The sequence below is a fragment of the Citrobacter sp. C13 genome (assembly GCF_014596815.2).
Lineage (GTDB): Bacteria > Pseudomonadota > Gammaproteobacteria > Enterobacterales > Enterobacteriaceae > Citrobacter > Citrobacter portucalensis.
This window is the reverse complement of sequence record NZ_CP115024.1, coordinates 4,169,530-4,187,033: the sequence shown is the minus strand read 5'-3', so window position 1 is coordinate 4,187,033 and position 17,504 is coordinate 4,169,530. Positions and strand designations below refer to the sequence as shown.

Sequence of the window (17,504 nt, the reverse complement as noted above, 5' to 3'; positions counted from 1 at the left end):
TTTATTTCCCACAGAATCGACATTTTGATTTTGGCAGGGTAGGATTTTCCCGGCCTGTGATGGAAAATGTTACAGCTAAACTTATTTTGTTCTTAACAGAGTCTATGATGTTTTTTATATCTTCAACTTCTGCTTGAGATGTCTTTAAGCATGATGCTGCCTTTAAGGCGTCTAAACGACAAATAATTTGTTCAAGATCGTAAATTACTTCAGACTTCTTCATTACACTCTTACCTCGTCGCGGACAGTAATATCTTGAAATACAACCCCTAAGGCTATTAAACTCTGACTCATTTCGTTGTATATATTAGTGGCTTTTTTTGTTGGATCTTCGATTGTAATTATGACAGAAAAAGGAATACCTTCCAACGGATATGCTACGCCATCCCTAACTTGAGATGTCACTCTTAGACGCCAGTTTGATGAGTTACCAAATCCATTTTTACTGTATCGTTCATAAACTTTAGACGGCCACCATTTGAATCCGTGATCAATTAGGCTTTTTTCATAATTAAGTTCTGAACCAAGTCTATTATCCCAAATGGAATTAACAACTTTGCCAAATTTACTTTCGGAGTTTTTTATTTGCTCTTGTTGCAAAGATGCATCAATGTTAACGCGGATATATTCCTGACCATATTGCCTATCAATAGTCGGCGAATATACTAAGGACATTTTTACTTTTCCTTTACATTTTCCTGCAGCTGTTATCAGTGAGTTTGGCCAAGTAAAGTTGAATTCAGCTATTTGTCCTTTGTTAAGAATTTCTTCAAAGATAAAGGTAAATGACGTTTCATCTCTATTTATTATCTCAGAAGAATAAGTTGGAAATCCGAACCCAACAAAGTCCTTGGCTTCTTTACCAAGGTTTTTTGAGGACAGACAGTCAGGGATTTTTGCGCTGTGGATTAAAAGAGCTTTAAGTGTATTAGTATTAAGGTTTTCATTTGATTTTAAATCAATAGCAGCGAGTGATTTTGCTATGTGTGGTGCTGCTAAACTAGTGCCATGGGAGTTTAAACATAAATTATTGTTTCCATCTAGCGTCAAAAAACAAGAGTTTTTTGGATCACCTATACCCCCAATATGGACTAAGTCAGGTTTAATACCATAAGCTGTTGCTGGCCCTCTTCTAGTATACCTAGCTGGTGCTTGGAAGGTTATCAGTTCATTCTCTATATGATTTACGGCTCCTACGGATAATGATGTTACTGAATCTGCTGGTTGTAGTACTTTATCTTGCTGTTGGAATCGTGCAAGCATACGGAAAACTTGGTCTTCTGTTTTAGGCCACTCACTTCTATATTTTTTATCTTCTAGATTTCCGACTGAAATAACAAATATAACGTTAAATCTATTTGATATTTCATCAATTCTAGCTGCTAAAAAGCTATATTCACTATCGGAGACAATCTGTTGAAAATTAACACTCATGCTTATTATGCGAAAGCCACTTTCCCTTGCTGCTTGAACTTCAAGATATAACCAGTCTGTAAATTCAGGTAATGTTTCAAAATGATCATCAAAGCTATATTTATCAGCAGGAAGCCAGATATCATAAATTTCACAGCCATCGTCTTCTAAATAATTATAGTTAGAATTTAGATGTTTTGAACCAATTAAAATACTAGCCATTTCATCGGCATGATAATCTTCAATGTTATCTGATCCTAATGCATCGGATTTATCATTTACCCAAGTAGATAAAATACTACTTCTTATTCCTTTATCTATTAAAATTACCTTTGGATAAGACTGGTTAGTCTCTTTTCTAGGAAATGTAGATAATTTATTTTCTGCATCTACATCTTTTTTTGCAATTGTGAGAATCGGAGATGGGTAGTATTTCCTAACAATAGGATTATTTTTTAGTTCTTTTAATAATGCTACAACTTCAGTGTTGGAATTTTCTTTGGGAAATAATGTAATGATGTTGTCTGAAAAAAAACGTGATTCAGCAACAAACTCAATCGTAGGGAATTGGAGTTTCAAGTCGTTAACAAAACTTTTATAAATTGATGATATTTCATCATCGCTTAATGTTTCATTTTTTCGAGCAGTGAATAACTCCACAATTATCTCGCGTTTTTTCTCCAATAATTCTTGAGCTAACTCAACATCACTAATAGAGCATTTATCATTTCCTGTGTATAATTCAATGTCTTGGATCGCACTAACTTCGCTTCGTAGTTTTCCAACTTTAGGAACAATCTCTCCATTTTTATTGAATTTTATTTCAGATTGAACTTTTGCTTGAGATAGACGTTCAGCCAGGCTTGGTAACGATTTTTCATTAACCTGAACATATATTTCACCAATATCACCACCGCCGATAACTGGATATTTGTAATTGAATATTGCAGAAGTTGGTCTATGACTTTTGGCTATAGCTGAATCGCCACAGATAATCTAGACACTTCCGAGCCGTTGATAATACTGGTTTTCATATTCTGTCGGTGACATCTGATCGCTAGAACCATGCCGACGCTTACTGTTATAAAACATTTCGATGTAATCAAAAATATCACTGCGGGCTTCTTCCCGCGTTCCGTAGATCTTTTTCTTTATCCGTTCGCGTTTCAACAACTGGAAAAAGCTTTCTGCAACCGCATTATCATGGCAGTTACCGCGACGGCTCATGCTGCCCTCCAGGCCGTGTGATTTCAGGAAAGACTGCCACTCATGGCTTGTGTACTGACTGCCCTGATCCGAATGAACCAGCACCTGTTTTTGGGGATTACGCCGCCATACAGCCATCAGCAGTGCGTTCAGGACAATGTCCTTTGTCATCCGGGATTGCATGGACCAGCCGATAATTTTGCGTGAGAACAGATCAACAACCACAGCAAGATACAGCCAGCCTTCGTGGGTCCTGATGTAGGTTATGTCTGTTACCCAACGCTCATCAGGAGCATCCGGATTGAACTGTCGCTGGAGCCTGTTGGGCGACACGATACTGGCCTCGCCTTTACGTGCCCGCGGGCTCCGGTATCCGACCTGAGCCTTTATCCCGACACGTTTCATCAGTCGCCAGACTCTGTTCACTCCGCACTGTTGCCCGCTGTCCCGCAGATCCAGATGGATTTTGCGATAACCATAGACGCATCCCGATTCCAGCCAGAACTGTTTAATCTGTCCTGTCAGTCTCAGGTCTGCCTGATGGCGTTGAGAATGCGGCTGCTGAAGCCAGGCGTAAAAACCACTGGGATGAACATCCAGCACCCGACAGAGCAGGCGAACAGGCCAGCAACAGGTGTTGTCACGGATAAAGGCGTACCTCAGTCGGACAGCTTTGCGAAGTACGCCGCGGCTTTTTTTAATATGTCCCGTTCGTCGGTAACCCGCTTCAGCTCTTTCTGGAGACGACGGATCTCGGCCTGAGCATCTGACTGTTCTTTATTAGTGGAAGAATCCGGACCGTACTTCTTTATCCAGGCGTAAAGGCTGTGGGTGGTGATATCGAGACGTGTTGCCACGCTGGCAACAGAATAACCGCGATCAACAACCTGTTTGACTGCTTCAGTTTTAAACTCTTCGGGATAACGCTTACCGCTCATGGGCACCTCTCTTTAAGCCATCTTAAATGACTCTGAGGTGTCTGTTAAACCCGTGGCGATTCAGTGGCCGGTAAAACTTATAAAGGCAAATCATAACCGTTCAGAAATAGTTATTATTTCCCCGCATCATCAATACATACACCTCTTCTGACGCCCTGCTCATCCGAGCAGGGCTTTTTCGTTTATGTCATCCATAAAGGTAAATCACATGAAATTAGCCAGCCGCTTTGGGCGCGTTGATCTGATCCGCCGCGACCGCCCCCTTACCCATGAAGAACTGATGCAGCATACCCCCAGCGTGTTCGGTGAGGAAAAGCATGCTTCCCGCAGTGAACGATATGCCTATATCCCCACCATCACCCTGCTGGAGAGCCTGCAGCGTGAAGGTTTTCAGCCATTCTTTGCCTGCCAGACACGAGTCCGTGACCAGAGCCGCAGGGAACACACGAAGCATATGCTGCGCCTGCGCCGTGCCGGGCAAATCACCGGTCAGCAGGTTCCGGAAATTATTCTGCTCAACTCGCATGACGGCTCCAGCAGCTACCAGATGCTGCCGGGCCTGTTCCGCAGCGTCTGCTGTAATGGTCTGGTCTGCGGGACATCATTGGGTGAAGTGCGGGTGCCCCATAAAGGAGATGTGGTGGAGAAAGTCATTGAAGGGGCTTACGAAGTGCTCGGAGTATTTGACCGGGTGGAAGAAAAGCGAGATGCCATGCAGTCCCTGTTGCTGCCTCCTCCGGCGCAGCAGGCGCTGGCTAAAGCTGCCCTGACGTACCGTTTTGGCGAGGAGTATCAACCCGTCACTGAATCTCAGGTACTGAGTGCCCGCCGCTGGCAGGATGAACAGAATGACCTGTGGAGCGTCTTTAACCGGCTTCAGGAAAACCTGAGTAAAGGAGGTCTGTCCGGTCGTTCAGCACAGGGGAAACGCAGTCGGACGAGAGCAGTAAACGGTATCGACGGCGATATAAAGCTGAATCGCGCATTATGGGTAATGGCAGAAGAGATGCAGCAGGCGCTGAGCTGAATTGGATGATATCCAGCCTTCTGCCCGGATGACGTAACCTGCCAATACCCCATCTTTCTGTCCCCCCGAAGTCTGCCTCTCAACTGTAAGGCCCCGTTCAGCGGGACCTCAATGATTATTTTTCATAAGGAGCAACCCATGAGTAACACCACCAGCCTGCACATGCTTGCCGATACTGACAACCCGGCTCTTATCACCGCCACTTCACTGCCCGATGTACAGCGGCTTCATTTCTGGCCGCTGCACTTTAGCGGTATCCCGCAGTGGATACTGCTGGAGCCACGCATCTTCGGCTGGATGGATCGGCTTTGTGAAAATTACAGCGGCGGCATCTGGCGTTTTTACACACTCAGCAATGGTGGGGCTTTTATGGCCCCCGAGCCGGATGATGAGAACGATGAACAGTGGACGCTGTTCAACACCATGAACGGCAACAGCGCTGAAATAGGCCCCATGGCTGCTGGTATCACCGTTTGTCTGCTGGAATACAGCCGCCATGCCTGCCGCACAGAGTGTGATGCCATGACGGCGCATTACTACTGCCTGCGGGACTATGCCCTGAATCACCCCGAATGCAGCGCCATCATGCACCTTATCGACTGAAGAGGATGAACATGAAGCAGCAACTACCGCTGTTTGCCTGTGAATTGCCTGCCACTGCACAGCGAACCATTCTGGAAGCACTCGCTCTGCTGGAGAGCCAGTTACGTGAACCCGGCGCGGCTTATACTTCCAGTCATGCAGTCCGCGACTGGCTGCGCCTGCAACTTGCCCCTCTGGGCCGCGAGGCACTCATAGTCCTGTGGCTGGACAATCAGCACCGGCTTATCGCCGATGACATGCTGTTCCTCGGAACCATCAACAGTATCAGTGTGCATCCGCGTGAAGTGGTGAAGGCAGGTCTGAAACATAACGCTGCAGCTGCCGTACTGGCACACAATCACCCGTCTGGACATTCAGAACCCAGTGCTGCCGACAGACGAATCACAGTACGCCTTAAACAGGCACTGGACCTAGTGGACATCCGCCTGCTGGACCATCTGGTGGTTGGCGGAATGGATGTTATCTCGTTTGCCGAACGCGGCTGGCTATAAAGGGAGAGCGATGAATGAAAGTCATCAGTAAACAGCAGGCAATGGCGATATACCGCCAGCACCCTCAGTCCCGGCTGTTTCGCTTCTGCACCGGGAAATATCACTGGTCCGGCAGCGTCTGCCATTACTACGGGCGGAAAGTGCAGGATATTACTGGCGTACTGGCCGTTTTTGCCGAACGCCGACAGGACCATAACGGGCCTTATATCGTCCTGCGCAGTGTCACCCTCAATTAACCGCCAGCATAAGGAACACCAGCATGAAAAAAGACACCGTCAACAACGCCACAGATGCGCTGCAATGGGGGCTGAAATGCGACATCACACCACACTTCGGGGCGCGTCTGGTCCAGGAGGGAAACCTCCTGCATTACCTGGCTGACCGGGCCAGTATCACCGGGGTATTTAACGAGGTAGATTTGCGTCATATGGACCAGGCTTTTCCGCTGCTGATGAAGCAACTGGAATTGATGCTGACCAGCGGTGAACTTAATCCCCGTCACCAGCACACCGTTACCCTGTATGCGAAAGGGCTGACCTGCAATGCCGATACACTGGGTTCTTGTGGCTATGTTTATCTGGCTGTGTACCCAACGCTTCACACCAGATAACTATTTCAACATCTTCCTTTAATCCGGCACTTCATTCACTTTCCTATTTTCGAAATAAGAGAATACCCACGATGCAGACAAAACTCATAACCCCGTTGAGGGCGGCGCAGACCTGCCTGACTCCCGTAGCCATCTGGCAGACTTTGCTGAAACAGTTACTGGGGCAGCACTATGGCCTTCAACTGAACGATACGCCATTTGGCGATGATGGTGTGATTCAAAAACATATCGATGCCGGAATTACCTTAGTTGATGCCCTGAATTTTATTGTCGAAAAATACGAATTAGTTCGCACTGATCGCCCGGGGTTTACCATCCAGGAGCGCTCATCCTTTATTACCGACGTAGATATTCTAAGAGCCAGAAAGGTAACCGGTCTGAGTATGGGAAGCGGTTACAGAATAATAAGCCGTATTACTCAAGGTAAAGGCTCCGATCAGGAGAATGAACAATGAAAATATCTCTTAACGTTGAAGCCGACAGCGTTAGTGCCATGGCCCTCAATATGGGTAGAATTGTCGTTGAGATTGACGGCATTGTACTCACTGAGCTGATTGATGCCGTCAACTGTAATGGCTATTCACTTTGTATCGGTAGTGAACCCAGAGCCATCATCGTTGGGACCTCTGAGCTCAGGCGTGATGAGCACTTGTGACCCGCATAATTTAATATCACATAGAGCACTACTCTTTCAGATGGAGTGTGCTCTCTTCTTTATGGGGAATCTGAATTCAGCTAGAGGAGGGGAGTGTTTGCCCCGATTCGAGTCCCAAAAGCAACGAATTAATGTGTTGGTATCGACGTTGGTATATCTGTTTTTTGTTTATTTTAAAATGATTTAAATCATGAGGTTAATTTTAATGTGCGAGTCCGGCCTTCGCACTCACCCTCTAAACACCTCCTTCCTGTGCCACTCCACAAAACCTTCTTTTGGATAATTCTCGCGCATCATCGGTAGAGCAATCTCCTTCCCGTCGAAATCCCAGAATAGTCTGCCCACCATGCCGCTGCCATTTACTGCGGGTGACACCTGAACTCGCATACTCTCATCCAGCCCAATCGAACCTTTATCAAATGCTTTATGGTGGATTGCACACAGCGCCAGGCCGTTTGAAATCTCACACGGGCCGCCGTGTTGTTTCCATTTGATATGGGCGGCTTCCAGGGCAACCGAAGTGCTGTCGTGGCGCATATTGAAGCCACAAATGGCGCATTCATAGTTATAGGCACGCAGAACCTGCTGGCGGAACAATGGGTCCCGCTGCTTGCGGATTTGCAGGATATCAAACCCCAGTTCATCCGCGATCTCTTCCTGGATGCTTTCGGTGAAGTGAGCCTCGAGAATTTGCTGTGCCAGGGTGTTAATGAGGTTTTTGCTCTTTTTCAGTAGGGCAAAATGCTGTTCATCAAAACCTCCTGCAACGTTATGCGTCACCAGTTCTCCGGCGGGGGGCTGTTTGCTGCTGCCGGATGTTGAGCAATGCTCGGCGTTTTGGAGCTCCCAGAATCCATCGCCCTGTAAGCGCCAGAAGGGCATATCCGGGCGGTACTGCGCGCGCTGTGGTCCAAATCGCTCCAGCAGGCTATGCAAGGGGTCGCGAACTTCTGAACCGTAATCAAACAGGCGGTCATGGCCTTGCTGATACCCCGCCAGCACGTGAAGCAGCAGTAGGGGCTTGTGCGGCGCGCGTTGTTCGCCTTTACGCCAGATGGTGATGTCAGCAATTGCCTGTTGCAGGGATTTACTAGAAGTCATTGATTTCATTTTCGGGTAAATAATTGCGATGATGCTCGCAAAATATCACTTAATCAAGCGTTGCTGTGCCTATTACGGCCAACACTAAAAATAATATTCATTATCGAATTCGCAGATTAATTAAAAAACTTTTTTCGCCATATTATTTTTAAGTTATTCGAGCTTATTCATAGGGGGTATTTTATAAAAATAAACATTGCTTTAGTAAGTGTTATTTTTTCTAACCATATGGAAAGAAAAGGTTATTTCCTGGGGTGTTATGCTGGTTTCTGCTTGTTAATAAAAGCAATATCGGTAATTTGAAGTGTTGGGTTTATCATATTTTAAACATGCATTACATTCCCTTTATATTTTTGAATGTTTGGCAGAAATAGGACGCTCGGTTCCCAAAACACAGAGTGAAATAGATATGGGTGAAGATAAAATTATTCCCTTTGACGAAATGGTCTACGGATACACCACATCAATAAAGGCGCCAGTGGGCGCCTTTATACCTGACCATCACCCCTCAGGTTTTGCTAGATGGATAAGCGTGTCGATACGCGCAGGGGAGAGCGGTTCGCGCGGCTGCGGCAGCGGCCAGCCGTACAGCCAGCGGGCGCTGGTGGCGCAGACTTTCCCCTGACAAGCCCCCATTCCACAGCGTGAAGCGAGCTTTGCCGCCTGCCAGCTTTCTGCGTTTTGCACGTCGCCACAACGAATATCCTCACAACGACAGAGCAGCGTATCTGCGGTGGTCGCGGCTTTTAGCGACTCCGGCAGCGCAAACGTTGTATGCAGCGCCTGGGCAAAACGCTGCCAGCGGGCGCGCGCGGAGATGGCGCTTTGGGCCTTTTGCGGACAATTTGCGGCGGCATAGCCAGCAATCTCTCCCTCGGCTAACGCCAGCTCGCTGCCGCCAAAGCCCGTGCATTCTCCTGCCGCATAGATATCCTGCACGCTGGTGCGTTGCTCCGCATCGACCCAAATAGCCTGATTTTCTGTTTTGCAGCCAAAGATTGCGCCAGGTTCTATATTCGGTACCAGTCCATAGCCAATGGCCAGCCTGTCGCAGACGATCTCCCGGGTTTGTCCCTGGTGGCGCACGGTCACTGACTGAAGACAGGGAGTACCCTGCGCTTGGATGACCTGGCTTGCCGGATGATAACGGGCTGGAAAGAGCTCGCCGAACTGACGCAATTTTTCAGGCCAGCGCCAGAGCCCGGTTGCGAAACGGGCCAGTGCGGTTATCGGGGCCTGTTCGATAATGGCGACAATATTCCCGCCAGCGCGTTTCACCGTACTGGCGACCGCCAGCAGAAGAGGACCGCTGCCTGCAATGACCACGCGTTCCCCCTTGAGTTGTAGGCCGTGTTTTATCTGCGCCTGCAGGCCTCCGGCCCCCGTCACATTGGGTAGTGTCCAGCCGGGAAAAGGCAGCGAGAGTTCTCTGGCGCCGCAGCATAAAATCAGCCGCTGCCAGCGGATTTCGCCGCAGTCGTCTGCGGTTTCGAAGACTACGGAATGTGGGGTGGGGCGGGCAATTAGCCGGACACCGCTCAGCAGTGTGATGTTGGGATGTTCAGCTACCGCCTGACGAAGCCGTCTGGCGTCCCGGGGGAGTGAGACCTGCGGCCCGTCGCGCCAGATTTGCCCGCCGGGGCGCGGGTTATCATCAAGGATTATCACTGATTTTCCACAGCGTGCGGCAGCCAGTGCCGCCGACAATCCGGCTGGCCCTGCGCCAAGGATCAGGATCTCACCGTCAACGCTTTGCATGATGGCTCCTTTCAATCACCATTTCGGGCTGGCATTCCGTCTGGCAGGCCAGCACCCGGTGTCCGTTCACCGTGACGCGGCACTCCTGGCACACCCCCATTCCGCAGAAGGGTGCGCGCAGTTGACCACTCACCGAACGACGGGTCACGCCGTTGCCCACCAGGGCCAGTGCTGCTGCAATACTCATTCCGACGGGAACCTCACAGGTCTGGCCGTCGATAATTACCTTCAGGGTTGTCATGCGATGGCCTCCTGCTTGTGCAGGCGAGAGGGGAGCCAGGCATCCGGGGACACCGCCGGACGCTCGCCAAGGATCTGGGCGCAAAGTAACTCGGCGGTTGCTGGCGCGGTTGTGACGCCCAGTCCTTCATGCCCCAGCGCCAGCCAGATACCCGGACGTGCAGGATGTGGGCCAATCAGCGGGTTGCCGTCAGCCGATGCCGCGCGAAAACCGCTCCAGCAACGAATGATATTAAGTGCCTCAAGAGAGGGTAAAAAATGGCGCGCGCGCGCCAGCATCTGTGCCAGCAGAGGGAGGTCAACCTCGCGGTCGGTGTTATCAAACTGGCGAGAGGAGCCAATCAGCAACTGTCCGGTGGGGCGTGGCTGAATGTTAAAGGCCACTGAGGTGCCGCCTGCATGGGCGCTGGCACCGTACCCCAACTCTACCAGCTGGTGGCTGAGCAAGGGGCCGTAGCGGTCGGTGATCGCCAACTGGCCTTTTTTGGGTCTGAGCCAGTTTTCACCCAGCAGCGTATTGGCCCCCAGACCGCTGGCGATGACGATGGCGCGCGCGCGCAGTCGTTTACCGCTGTGTAGGGTAACGTAAGGGGCATCAACAGAGAGGGCGCTATCCCGAAGGTGCGTTAAATCGGCATCGTTAATAAACCAGCGGGCGACGTTTGGGGCGTAAATTATCCCGTCGCCGGGGACCCACAGTCCGCCAGCGAGTCCGGCGGTGAGCAGCGGTTCGCGTGCGGCAAGCCGATCGCGGGTCTGCATTTCGCTGACAACCTGGTATTGTGCCATCCGTTGTTGCTTTTCTTCTGCCAGCGCAAGCTCTTGCGGCGTTTCCGCCAGCCACAGCGTGCCGCATCCGCGCCAGGCACAGCTTTCCGGCATCCGGGGCGTCAGTTTGCGCCAGCTCTCCAGAGACCAGGCGGAGAGTGCGAGCTCCGCAGGATCGTCATCCATGCACACCAGGTGGCCCATACCCGCCGCCGTCGCGCCCGCATTGCCGTCATCAATCAGCGTGACTCGCTGCCCGCGAGCGGCCAGTTGCCAGGCGCAGGCGGCCCCGATAATCCCGGCACCGATAACGATGATGTCACTTTCGATCACAGCGAGATCCCCCAGCAGAACGGATCTTCAGGATTGAGGATCAGCTTATTATCACCACAGACCCATGCCTCTCCGCGGATCGTCGGGACGATCTTGTCGCCATGCGGCACGAAATGCGCCGTAAATTCGCTGCCGATGATGCTCGCCTGCCGCCAGGATTCTCCGGATTTGAGTTTTCCGTCCTCTGCCAGACAGGCCAGTTTGGCGCTGGTGCCGGTGCCGCAGGGCGATCGATCCCAGGCTTTACCGGGGCAGAGTACAAAGCTGCGGCTGTCCGCGCGATCATCTTCTGCAAACAGTTCGATGTGATCGATAATACCGTCATGTTCGCCACGGATGCCTGCACGATCTAACCCTTCACGGATTGCCCATGCGTACTCCGTCAATTCAGGGATCTTTTCCGGCGAGACCGCGAACGGATGATCGTTGACGAGGAAAAACCAGTTGCCGCCCCAGGCGATATCACCCGTTACCGTACCGTGGACGGTTTCAACCTGTACCTGCTTACGCCAGCGGTAGGCCGGCACGTTTTCGACCGAGACGCTGCCGTCTTCGTGCAGCGTGGCGGTCACATCGCCCACCGGCGTTTCAATCAGATGTTTACCGGGTTGAATGCGCCCAAGCCATGCTAGCGAGGCAATCAGCCCGATGGTGCCGTGACCGCACATGTTCAGAAAGCCGCAGTTGTTAAAGAAGATGACTCCCGCCGTGGCCTGTGGCGAAACCGGTTCACAGAGCAATGCACCGACCAGAACGTCGTTACCGCGTGGCTCAAGAATAATGGCTTTACGCCAGTCGTCGTAGTCGCGGGAAAAGCGCTCCCGACGCTCGCTCATGCTCCCCGTACCCAGATCCGGAAAGCCGTCGATGACCAGGCGAGTGGGTTCACCGCCGGTGTGAGAATCAATCACTCTCAGTTCACTGTACTGCGCTGTCATAGGATCTCCGGAAAGTTAATATTTTGTTGCTAAATGCTGACGCAAGCCTTGCGTCCCGGCTTGATCGCTTTCGTCACCGCAAATGACGAAATCAGCATAATGGCCGCTGTCATCGTTAAGTCGGTATCATATTTATTTGTTATTAATCATTTCGTTAGTGGTGTGGTAAACCAAAAAAGGCAACCGCGCCAGTGGCTGGAAAAGGTGAAGTTATAAATCTACGGCAGGATCGCAAAACGCAGTAAGGATGCTTGCTCGGTTAACAAAAAGTTAATAAATATTCAGGTCACTAATCGGGAGGAAGCATGATGTCCTGTGTGATTAATGATGTGCGGGCCCCGTCGCCGGTGCCGGAAGTGGCTGAACTTAGCCAGATATGTGAGGGGTTGGCGCGTCAGCGTCCGGACAATATCCAGACGTTGCTCCATGCGATGGCATTGATTGCGCCGCTGCTCAATGCCATTCCGAATGTGGTTTTTTTTATCAAAGATGTGCAGGCCCGCTATTTGATGGTCAATATGACCCTGGCACGACGCTGCGGGTTTAAGACGGTGGTTTCTCTGCTGGGTAAAACCTCTGCCGATGTTTTCCCTTCAGCGCTTGGGCTGGGCTATACCGAGCAGGATATGCGGGTGCTGCGCGAAGGGGTAACGCTGCGCGATCAGCTGGAAATGCATCTCTACAACGGTCGTGAACGCGGCTGGTGTTTGACCCAGAAGCTGGCGCTGCGTGATGCGCAGGGCCAGGTCATCGGTATGGCGGGGATTTCACACGATCTGCAGGAAGCGCAGGCGCGTCACCCGGCGTGGCAGCGGCTGGCGATCGTCGACGATCATATCCGCAACCATTATCACCGTCCCATCGCGATGGAAGAACTAACCTCCCTGAGCGGCATGTCGGTGGCGCAAATTGAGCGCTACTGTAAGCGTATTTTTCATCTCACTCCGCGCCAGATGATCCACAAAGTTCGGCTGGAAAAAGCCACCGAACTGCTGGCGGGCGATACGCCGATTACCGATATTGCGTTGCAGTGCGGTTATACCGATCACAGCGCGTTTAGCCGCCAGTTTAAGGCGATGACGGGCTCTACGCCGCGTGATTTTCGCATTACGCTTGCCGGGTAAGACACACTCACTGTGCTAATTTCGTCATCAAAGAGGAAGAAAACCACCAAGCAGTCGGTCGCCTGAAACGTCAATCTGTCAGTGAATATTCACCATTCATTCACTTTCAATTAACAAATTGACGACAAGGAACCGAACATGAGCAAGAAAGCCATTCACTGGAGCGGTGTATTCCCGGCAGTCAGCACCCAGTTTCGTAGCGATTATTCCCTGGATCTGGATGCCACCCATACGGTGATGAAAAACCTGGTCAAGGATGGTGTTTCTGGCCTGGTGGTGTGCGGCAGCGTGGGGGAGAACACCTCTCTGACCACGCAGGAAAAGCTGCAGATTATCGAAGTAGCGAAAGATGCAGCGGGCGGTCAGATCCCGGTCATTGCGGGGGTGGCCGAATTCACCACCGCGTTTGCACAGAAGATGGCGAAAGAGGCAGAGCGCGTGGGCGTCGACGGTATTATGGTGATGCCTGCGCTGGTGTATTCCTCAAAACCGCATGAAACAGCGGCCCACTTCCGCAGTGTGGCTACGGCTACCGACCTGCCTATCATGGTGTACAACAACCCGCCGATTTACAAAAACGACGTGACGCCGGACATCCTGGCGACGCTGGCCGACTGCGACAACATCGTCTGCTTCAAAGACTCCTCCGGCGATACCCGCCGTTTTATCGACTTACGCAACTCCGTTGGCGACCGCTTTGTGCTGTTCGCTGGGCTGGATGATGTGGTGGTTGAGAGCATTGCCGTTGGGGCGGAAGGCTGGATCTCCGGAATGTCGAACGCCTTCCCGCGAGAAGGGGAGACGTTGTTCCGCCTGGCGAAACAACAGCGTTATGAGGAGGCGATGGCGCTTTACCGCTGGTTTATGCCGTTGCTGCATCTGGATGCGCGCCCGGATCTGGTGCAGTGCATCAAGCTCTGTGAAGAATTGCTGGGGCGCGGCAGCGCCATTACCCGTCCACCGCGTCTGGCGCTGGAAGGGGATACCCGTGCGCAAGTGGTGGCGATTGTTGAGAAGGCGCTGGCGACCCGTCCACAGCTGCCGGATGTCGGCCTTTAAGTAAAGGAGTGATGATGACGCTACCTCTCTCTGTTTCGGGTCAGCAGTTTATCGCCGGACGTCGCGTGGCAAGCGGTGAGGCGACGCTGCCAAGCCTGCGTGCCGCTGACGGCAAGCTGACCGGATACCATTTTTACCCGGCCTCTCGTGAGGAGGCCGCCGCCGCGGCGGAGGCGGCTGACCAGGCGTTTCCTGTCTATTCACAGACTGCGCCGGACGTGCGTGCCCGCTTTCTCGACACCCTTGCCGACGAGCTGGATTTGCTCGGCGAGGATTTTTTCGCCATAGCCCACCAGGAAACGGCACTACCGCTGGCGCGGTTACAGGGAGAGCGCACCCGTACCAGTAATCAGCTGCGCATGTTTGCCGGGGTGCTGCGTCGGGGCGATGCCTTTGGCGTACGTATTGATACCGCACTCCCTGACCGCCAGCCCCTGCCGCGTCCGGATCTGCGTCAGTATCTGACCGCGCTTGGCCCGGTGGCGGTGTTCGGGGCCAGCAATTTTCCGCTGGCCTTTTCTACGGCAGGAGGCGATACCGCATCCGCGCTGGCGGCGGGTTGTCCGGTGGTGGTGAAAGCCCATCCCGGACATATGGCGACGGCGGAATTGACTGCCCAGGCGATTGTGCGTGCGGTCGCGGCATCTGGCCTGCCTGCGGGCGTTTTTAACATGATTTTCGGCACCGATATTGGCGCGGATCTGGTTCGCCATCCGGCGATTCAGGCGGTGGGTTTTACCGGTTCGCTGCGCGGCGGTAAGGCGCTCTGGCAGCTGGCGCAGCAGCGTCCGCAGCCGATCCCCGTCTTTGCGGAAATGTCGGCCATTAACCCGCTGATTATTCTGCCGCAGGCCGTCGCCACGCGGGCAGAAATGCTGGCCAATGAGCTGGTGTCCTCTTTCACTCTGGGATGTGGACAGTTTTGTACCAAGCCGGGGCTGATCCTTGTCTTACGCGGCGAGGGTATGTCCCGCTTCACGCAGGCACTGAAGGTCGCGGTTGACCTGGCACCGGCACAGATCATGCTGAATGCCCCGACGCTTGCCCATTATGAAGAGGGTGTCAGCGCGCTTGAGGCACATCCGCATATTCAGCGTTTGGCAGGGTCTGATGAATCGGTCATCGGCCGTGCGCAGGCCCGGTTGTATCGGGCTCCGGCTTCGCTGCTGCTGGCACAGGATCCACTGCTACAGCAGGAAGTGTTTGGCCCGCTGGCGGTGTTGGTCGAGGTGGCCGATGAGGCGGAGTTGCAGTCCATTTTGCGCGTGATTCCGGGCCAACTGACGGCTACTGTGCACGCCGAATCTGATGATGGGCCGCTGGCACAGCGCCTACTGCCAGCCCTCACTGAAAAAGCGGGACGCGTTTTGTTTAACGGTTATCCGACCGGCGTTGAGGTCTGTGATGCCATGGTGCACGGTGGTCCGTGGCCTGCCACCACCGATGCTCGCGGTACCTCGGTAGGGACGCAATCCATCGACCGTTTTTTACGCCCGGTATGCCTGCAAAATGTGCCTGCCGCGCTGCTTCCGCCTGCTGTCCAGGATGACAACCCTCTGAACCTGCTGCGCCTGATTAACGGGCAGTGGACCCGGGAAGCCATTTCCCCCTCTGTTGACTGAAGGGCATGACCATGACGATTCACTCTACGCACCAAACACAGGCCCGCGTTGCTGAGGTGGGTAAATTTAAAAAGCAGCTAACGCTAACCGACCTGACGTTTATTGGGCTTGGGGCTATCTTCGGTTCCGGCTGGCTGTTTGCCGCAAGCCATGTGGCATCGATTGCCGGACCTGCGGGCATTGCCTCGTGGGTCATCGGCGGAATTGCCGTTTTGCTGTTGGGGATTGTCTATTGTGAGCTGGGCGCGGCACTGCCTCGTGCCGGGGGGATTATCCGTTATCCGGTCTTTTCCCACGGTGAGTTGATGGGGTATCTGCTTGGATTTATTACGCTGATTGCGTTTTCAAGCCTCATCTCCATAGAGATTGTTGCTGCACGGCAGTATGCGGCAGCATGGTTCCCGATGCTGACTCAAACTGGTTCAAGCGACCCAACGTTGCTGGGATGGGTAGTGCAGTTTTTGCTGCTGTGTTTGTTCTTCGGGCTGAATTACTACAGCGTTAAAACGTTTGCCCGTTCCAATAACATCATCAGTATTCTGAAATTTTTGGTGCCGTTAGCGGTCGTTGTGACGCTATTTACCTTTTTCAAACCTGAGAACCTGCACGTTCAGGGGATTGCACCCTTTGGTATGTCGGGCGTTGAGGCTGCGATTAGCGCCGGTGGGATCATCTTCGCCTACCTGGGGTTGACGCCAATTATTTCTGTGGCGAGTGAAGTAAAGAATCCACAGCGTACCATCCCGGTGGCGCTGATTTTATCCGTGGTGCTGTCGACGATTATTTATGTGCTGTTGCAGTTGGCATTTCTTGGCAGTATTCCGACCGATATGCTGGGTGGCGGCTGGGCAGAGATCAGCAAGCAATTTTCGCTGCCGTACCGGGATATCGCCATTACGCTCGGTATGGGCTGGCTGGCGTTTATGGTAGTGTGCGACGCGATTGTCTCCCCAAGTGGTACCGGCAATATCTACATGAACGCCACGCCGCGCGTGATTTATGGCTGGGCGAAAGCAGGCACCTTCTTTAAGACGTTTACCCACATCGATAAAGAGTCTGGCATTCCCCGTCCGGCGCTGTGGCTGACCTTTGCATTGTCTATCTTTTGGACATTGCCGTTCCCGTCATGGGAGCAGCTGATAAGCGTGGTGTCGGCGGCGCTGGTACTGAGCTACGCCATTGCCCCGGTCACGGCGGCGGGGCTACGGCGTAATGCACCGGATTTGCCGCGCCCATTCCGCGTGCGTGCCTTCGGGATTATCGGTCCGGTGTCGTTTGTGATTTCGGCGCTGATTGTATTCTGGTCTGGCTGGGGGACGCTGTCATGGCTGCTGGGGCTGCAGATTGTGATGTTTGTCGTCTATGTGCTTTGCAAATCAAAAGTGCCGGTGCACACCGTGAGTCTGGCACAGCAGGTGAAGTCGTCTCTGTGGCTTATCGCCTTCTACGCGCTGATTATGCTCTTCTCCTGGCTGGGTAGTTTTGGGGGCTCAGGGGTGATTGGTCATCCGTGGGATACGGTGGTGGTAGCGGTGATGTCGCTGGGAATTTACTACTGGGGTGAGCGAACCTGTCTGCCGCAGGCTAACTTTACTGGTGATGAAGAAGAGTAAAGGAG

19 protein-coding genes are annotated in these 17,504 nt (G+C 52.3%); 11 read left to right on the top strand and 8 right to left on the bottom strand.

The genetic code is table 11. The annotated features are described in order from the left end of the window. Nucleotide 1 precedes the first annotated feature (1 nt). The 3 genes from IB222_RS20005 to IB222_RS19995 form a co-directional block, all read right to left on the bottom strand. On the bottom strand, nt 2–223 hold the full coding sequence (locus IB222_RS20005; RefSeq protein ID WP_149384870.1) for a hypothetical protein: 222 nt from the start codon (nt 221–223) through the stop codon (nt 2–4). After that, entirely contained in the window at nt 223–2,073 is a 1,851-nt protein-coding gene (locus tag IB222_RS20000) for a S8 family serine peptidase (protein ID WP_223145830.1), read from the bottom strand. The genes IB222_RS20005 and IB222_RS20000 overlap by 1 nt, the downstream gene beginning before the upstream one ends. A 336-nt stretch (nt 2,074–2,409) precedes the next feature. Beyond that, a protein-coding gene (locus tag IB222_RS19995) for an IS3 family transposase (protein WP_113772681.1) occupies nt 2,410–3,557 on the bottom strand; the annotation gives its coding sequence in 2 pieces (ribosomal slippage) (nt 2,410–3,320 and nt 3,320–3,557; 1,149 coding nt in all). A 208-nt stretch (nt 3,558–3,765) separates the two neighbouring features. On the opposite strand from IB222_RS19995, the gene IB222_RS19990 reads away from it, so the two are divergent. The 7 genes from IB222_RS19990 (at nt 3,766) to IB222_RS19960 (ending at nt 6,943) form a co-directional block, all read left to right on the top strand. Beyond that, a complete protein-coding gene (locus tag IB222_RS19990) occupies nt 3,766–4,584 on the top strand; it encodes a DUF932 domain-containing protein (protein WP_149384509.1) in 819 nt (272 codons plus the stop codon). A gap of 138 nt (nt 4,585–4,722) precedes the next feature. Next, nucleotides 4,723–5,187, top strand: coding sequence for an antirestriction protein (locus IB222_RS19985; RefSeq protein WP_149384508.1), 465 nt, complete (start codon nt 4,723–4,725; stop codon nt 5,185–5,187). An 11-nt stretch (nt 5,188–5,198) separates the two neighbouring features. After that, the gene (radC, locus tag IB222_RS19980) at nt 5,199–5,678 is read left to right on the top strand and encodes a DNA repair protein RadC (protein ID WP_149384507.1); all 480 of its coding nucleotides are present in this window, start codon (nt 5,199–5,201) and stop codon (nt 5,676–5,678) included. Nucleotides 5,679–5,692: 14 nt separating this feature from the next. Beyond that, entirely contained in the window at nt 5,693–5,914 is a 222-nt protein-coding gene (locus IB222_RS19975; protein WP_149384506.1) for a DUF987 domain-containing protein, read from the top strand. A 23-nt stretch (nt 5,915–5,937) separates the two neighbouring features. Then, a complete protein-coding gene (locus tag IB222_RS19970; RefSeq protein ID WP_149384505.1) occupies nt 5,938–6,288 on the top strand; it encodes a type IV toxin-antitoxin system YeeU family antitoxin in 351 nt (116 codons plus the stop codon). Nucleotides 6,289–6,359: 71 nt separating this feature from the next. Next, a complete protein-coding gene (locus IB222_RS19965) occupies nt 6,360–6,743 on the top strand; it encodes a TA system toxin CbtA family protein (protein WP_149384504.1) in 384 nt (127 codons plus the stop codon). Beyond that, nucleotides 6,740–6,943 carry a DUF5983 family protein gene (locus tag IB222_RS19960; protein WP_149384503.1) on the top strand — a complete coding sequence of 68 codons (204 nt, stop codon included), beginning with the start codon at nt 6,740–6,742 and terminating at the stop codon, nt 6,941–6,943. Before IB222_RS19965 ends, IB222_RS19960 begins: the two co-directional genes overlap by 4 nt. 228 nt (nt 6,944–7,171) lie before the next feature. Here IB222_RS19960 and IB222_RS19955 read toward each other — a convergent pair whose 3' ends face one another. The 5 genes from IB222_RS19955 to IB222_RS19935 form a co-directional block, all read right to left on the bottom strand. Continuing rightward, nucleotides 7,172–8,044 (bottom strand): phosphorothioated DNA-binding restriction endonuclease, encoded by an 873-nt coding sequence (locus tag IB222_RS19955; protein ID WP_148362507.1) that lies wholly within the window; start codon nt 8,042–8,044, stop codon nt 7,172–7,174. 501 nt (nt 8,045–8,545) lie between these two features. After that, nucleotides 8,546–9,802 (bottom strand): FAD/NAD(P)-binding oxidoreductase, encoded by a 1,257-nt coding sequence (locus IB222_RS19950; protein ID WP_149384502.1) that lies wholly within the window; start codon nt 9,800–9,802, stop codon nt 8,546–8,548. Continuing rightward, nucleotides 9,789–10,043: a (2Fe-2S)-binding protein gene (locus IB222_RS19945; protein WP_003830118.1), complete on the bottom strand. Its 255-nt coding sequence runs from the start codon at nt 10,041–10,043 to the stop codon at nt 9,789–9,791. Before IB222_RS19945 ends, IB222_RS19950 begins: the two co-directional genes overlap by 14 nt. Beyond that, nucleotides 10,040–11,143, bottom strand: coding sequence for an FAD-binding oxidoreductase (locus IB222_RS19940; protein WP_149384501.1), 1,104 nt, complete (start codon nt 11,141–11,143; stop codon nt 10,040–10,042). Before IB222_RS19940 ends, IB222_RS19945 begins: the two co-directional genes overlap by 4 nt. Beyond that, nucleotides 11,140–12,081 carry a 4-hydroxyproline epimerase gene (locus tag IB222_RS19935; RefSeq protein ID WP_079937204.1) on the bottom strand — a complete coding sequence of 314 codons (942 nt, stop codon included), beginning with the start codon at nt 12,079–12,081 and terminating at the stop codon, nt 11,140–11,142. Before IB222_RS19935 ends, IB222_RS19940 begins: the two co-directional genes overlap by 4 nt. Before the next feature lie 308 nt (nt 12,082–12,389). Here IB222_RS19935 and IB222_RS19930 point away from each other — a divergent pair, with 308 nt between their 5' ends. From IB222_RS19930 to IB222_RS19915, 4 genes are all read left to right on the top strand, one after another. Continuing rightward, on the top strand, nt 12,390–13,205 hold the full coding sequence (locus tag IB222_RS19930) for an AraC family transcriptional regulator (RefSeq protein ID WP_149384513.1): 816 nt from the start codon (nt 12,390–12,392) through the stop codon (nt 13,203–13,205). 138 nt (nt 13,206–13,343) lie between these two features. Then, entirely contained in the window at nt 13,344–14,264 is a 921-nt protein-coding gene (locus IB222_RS19925; RefSeq protein ID WP_003830108.1) for a dihydrodipicolinate synthase family protein, read from the top strand. A gap of 14 nt (nt 14,265–14,278) precedes the next feature. Further along, a complete protein-coding gene (locus IB222_RS19920) occupies nt 14,279–15,886 on the top strand; it encodes an aldehyde dehydrogenase (NADP(+)) (RefSeq protein ID WP_149384512.1) in 1,608 nt (535 codons plus the stop codon). Nucleotides 15,887–15,897: 11 nt separating this feature from the next. Beyond that, entirely contained in the window at nt 15,898–17,499 is a 1,602-nt protein-coding gene (locus IB222_RS19915) for an APC family permease (RefSeq protein ID WP_148362502.1), read from the top strand. Nucleotides 17,500–17,504 lie beyond the last annotated feature (5 nt).

Coding starts and splice junctions, on each gene's coding strand:
- IB222_RS19955 (WP_148362507.1), bottom strand. CDS start 8,044: ATGACTTCTAGTAAATCCCTGCAACAGGCAATTGCTGACATCACCATC.
- IB222_RS19985 (WP_149384508.1), top strand. CDS start 4,723: ATGAGTAACACCACCAGCCTGCACATGCTTGCCGATACTGACAACCCG.
- IB222_RS19990 (WP_149384509.1), top strand. CDS start 3,766: ATGAAATTAGCCAGCCGCTTTGGGCGCGTTGATCTGATCCGCCGCGAC.
- IB222_RS19970 (WP_149384505.1), top strand. CDS start 5,938: ATGAAAAAAGACACCGTCAACAACGCCACAGATGCGCTGCAATGGGGG.
- IB222_RS20005 (WP_149384870.1), bottom strand. CDS start 223: ATGAAGAAGTCTGAAGTAATTTACGATCTTGAACAAATTATTTGTCGT.
- radC (WP_149384507.1), top strand. CDS start 5,199: ATGAAGCAGCAACTACCGCTGTTTGCCTGTGAATTGCCTGCCACTGCA.
- IB222_RS19965 (WP_149384504.1), top strand. CDS start 6,360: ATGCAGACAAAACTCATAACCCCGTTGAGGGCGGCGCAGACCTGCCTG.
- IB222_RS19960 (WP_149384503.1), top strand. CDS start 6,740: ATGAAAATATCTCTTAACGTTGAAGCCGACAGCGTTAGTGCCATGGCC.
- IB222_RS19925 (WP_003830108.1), top strand. CDS start 13,344: ATGAGCAAGAAAGCCATTCACTGGAGCGGTGTATTCCCGGCAGTCAGC.
- IB222_RS19945 (WP_003830118.1), bottom strand. CDS start 10,043: ATGACAACCCTGAAGGTAATTATCGACGGCCAGACCTGTGAGGTTCCC.
- IB222_RS19975 (WP_149384506.1), top strand. CDS start 5,693: ATGAAAGTCATCAGTAAACAGCAGGCAATGGCGATATACCGCCAGCAC.
- IB222_RS19950 (WP_149384502.1), bottom strand. CDS start 9,802: ATGCAAAGCGTTGACGGTGAGATCCTGATCCTTGGCGCAGGGCCAGCC.
- IB222_RS19935 (WP_079937204.1), bottom strand. CDS start 12,081: ATGACAGCGCAGTACAGTGAACTGAGAGTGATTGATTCTCACACCGGC.
- IB222_RS19920 (WP_149384512.1), top strand. CDS start 14,279: ATGACGCTACCTCTCTCTGTTTCGGGTCAGCAGTTTATCGCCGGACGT.
- IB222_RS19915 (WP_148362502.1), top strand. CDS start 15,898: ATGACGATTCACTCTACGCACCAAACACAGGCCCGCGTTGCTGAGGTG.
- IB222_RS19930 (WP_149384513.1), top strand. CDS start 12,390: ATGTCCTGTGTGATTAATGATGTGCGGGCCCCGTCGCCGGTGCCGGAA.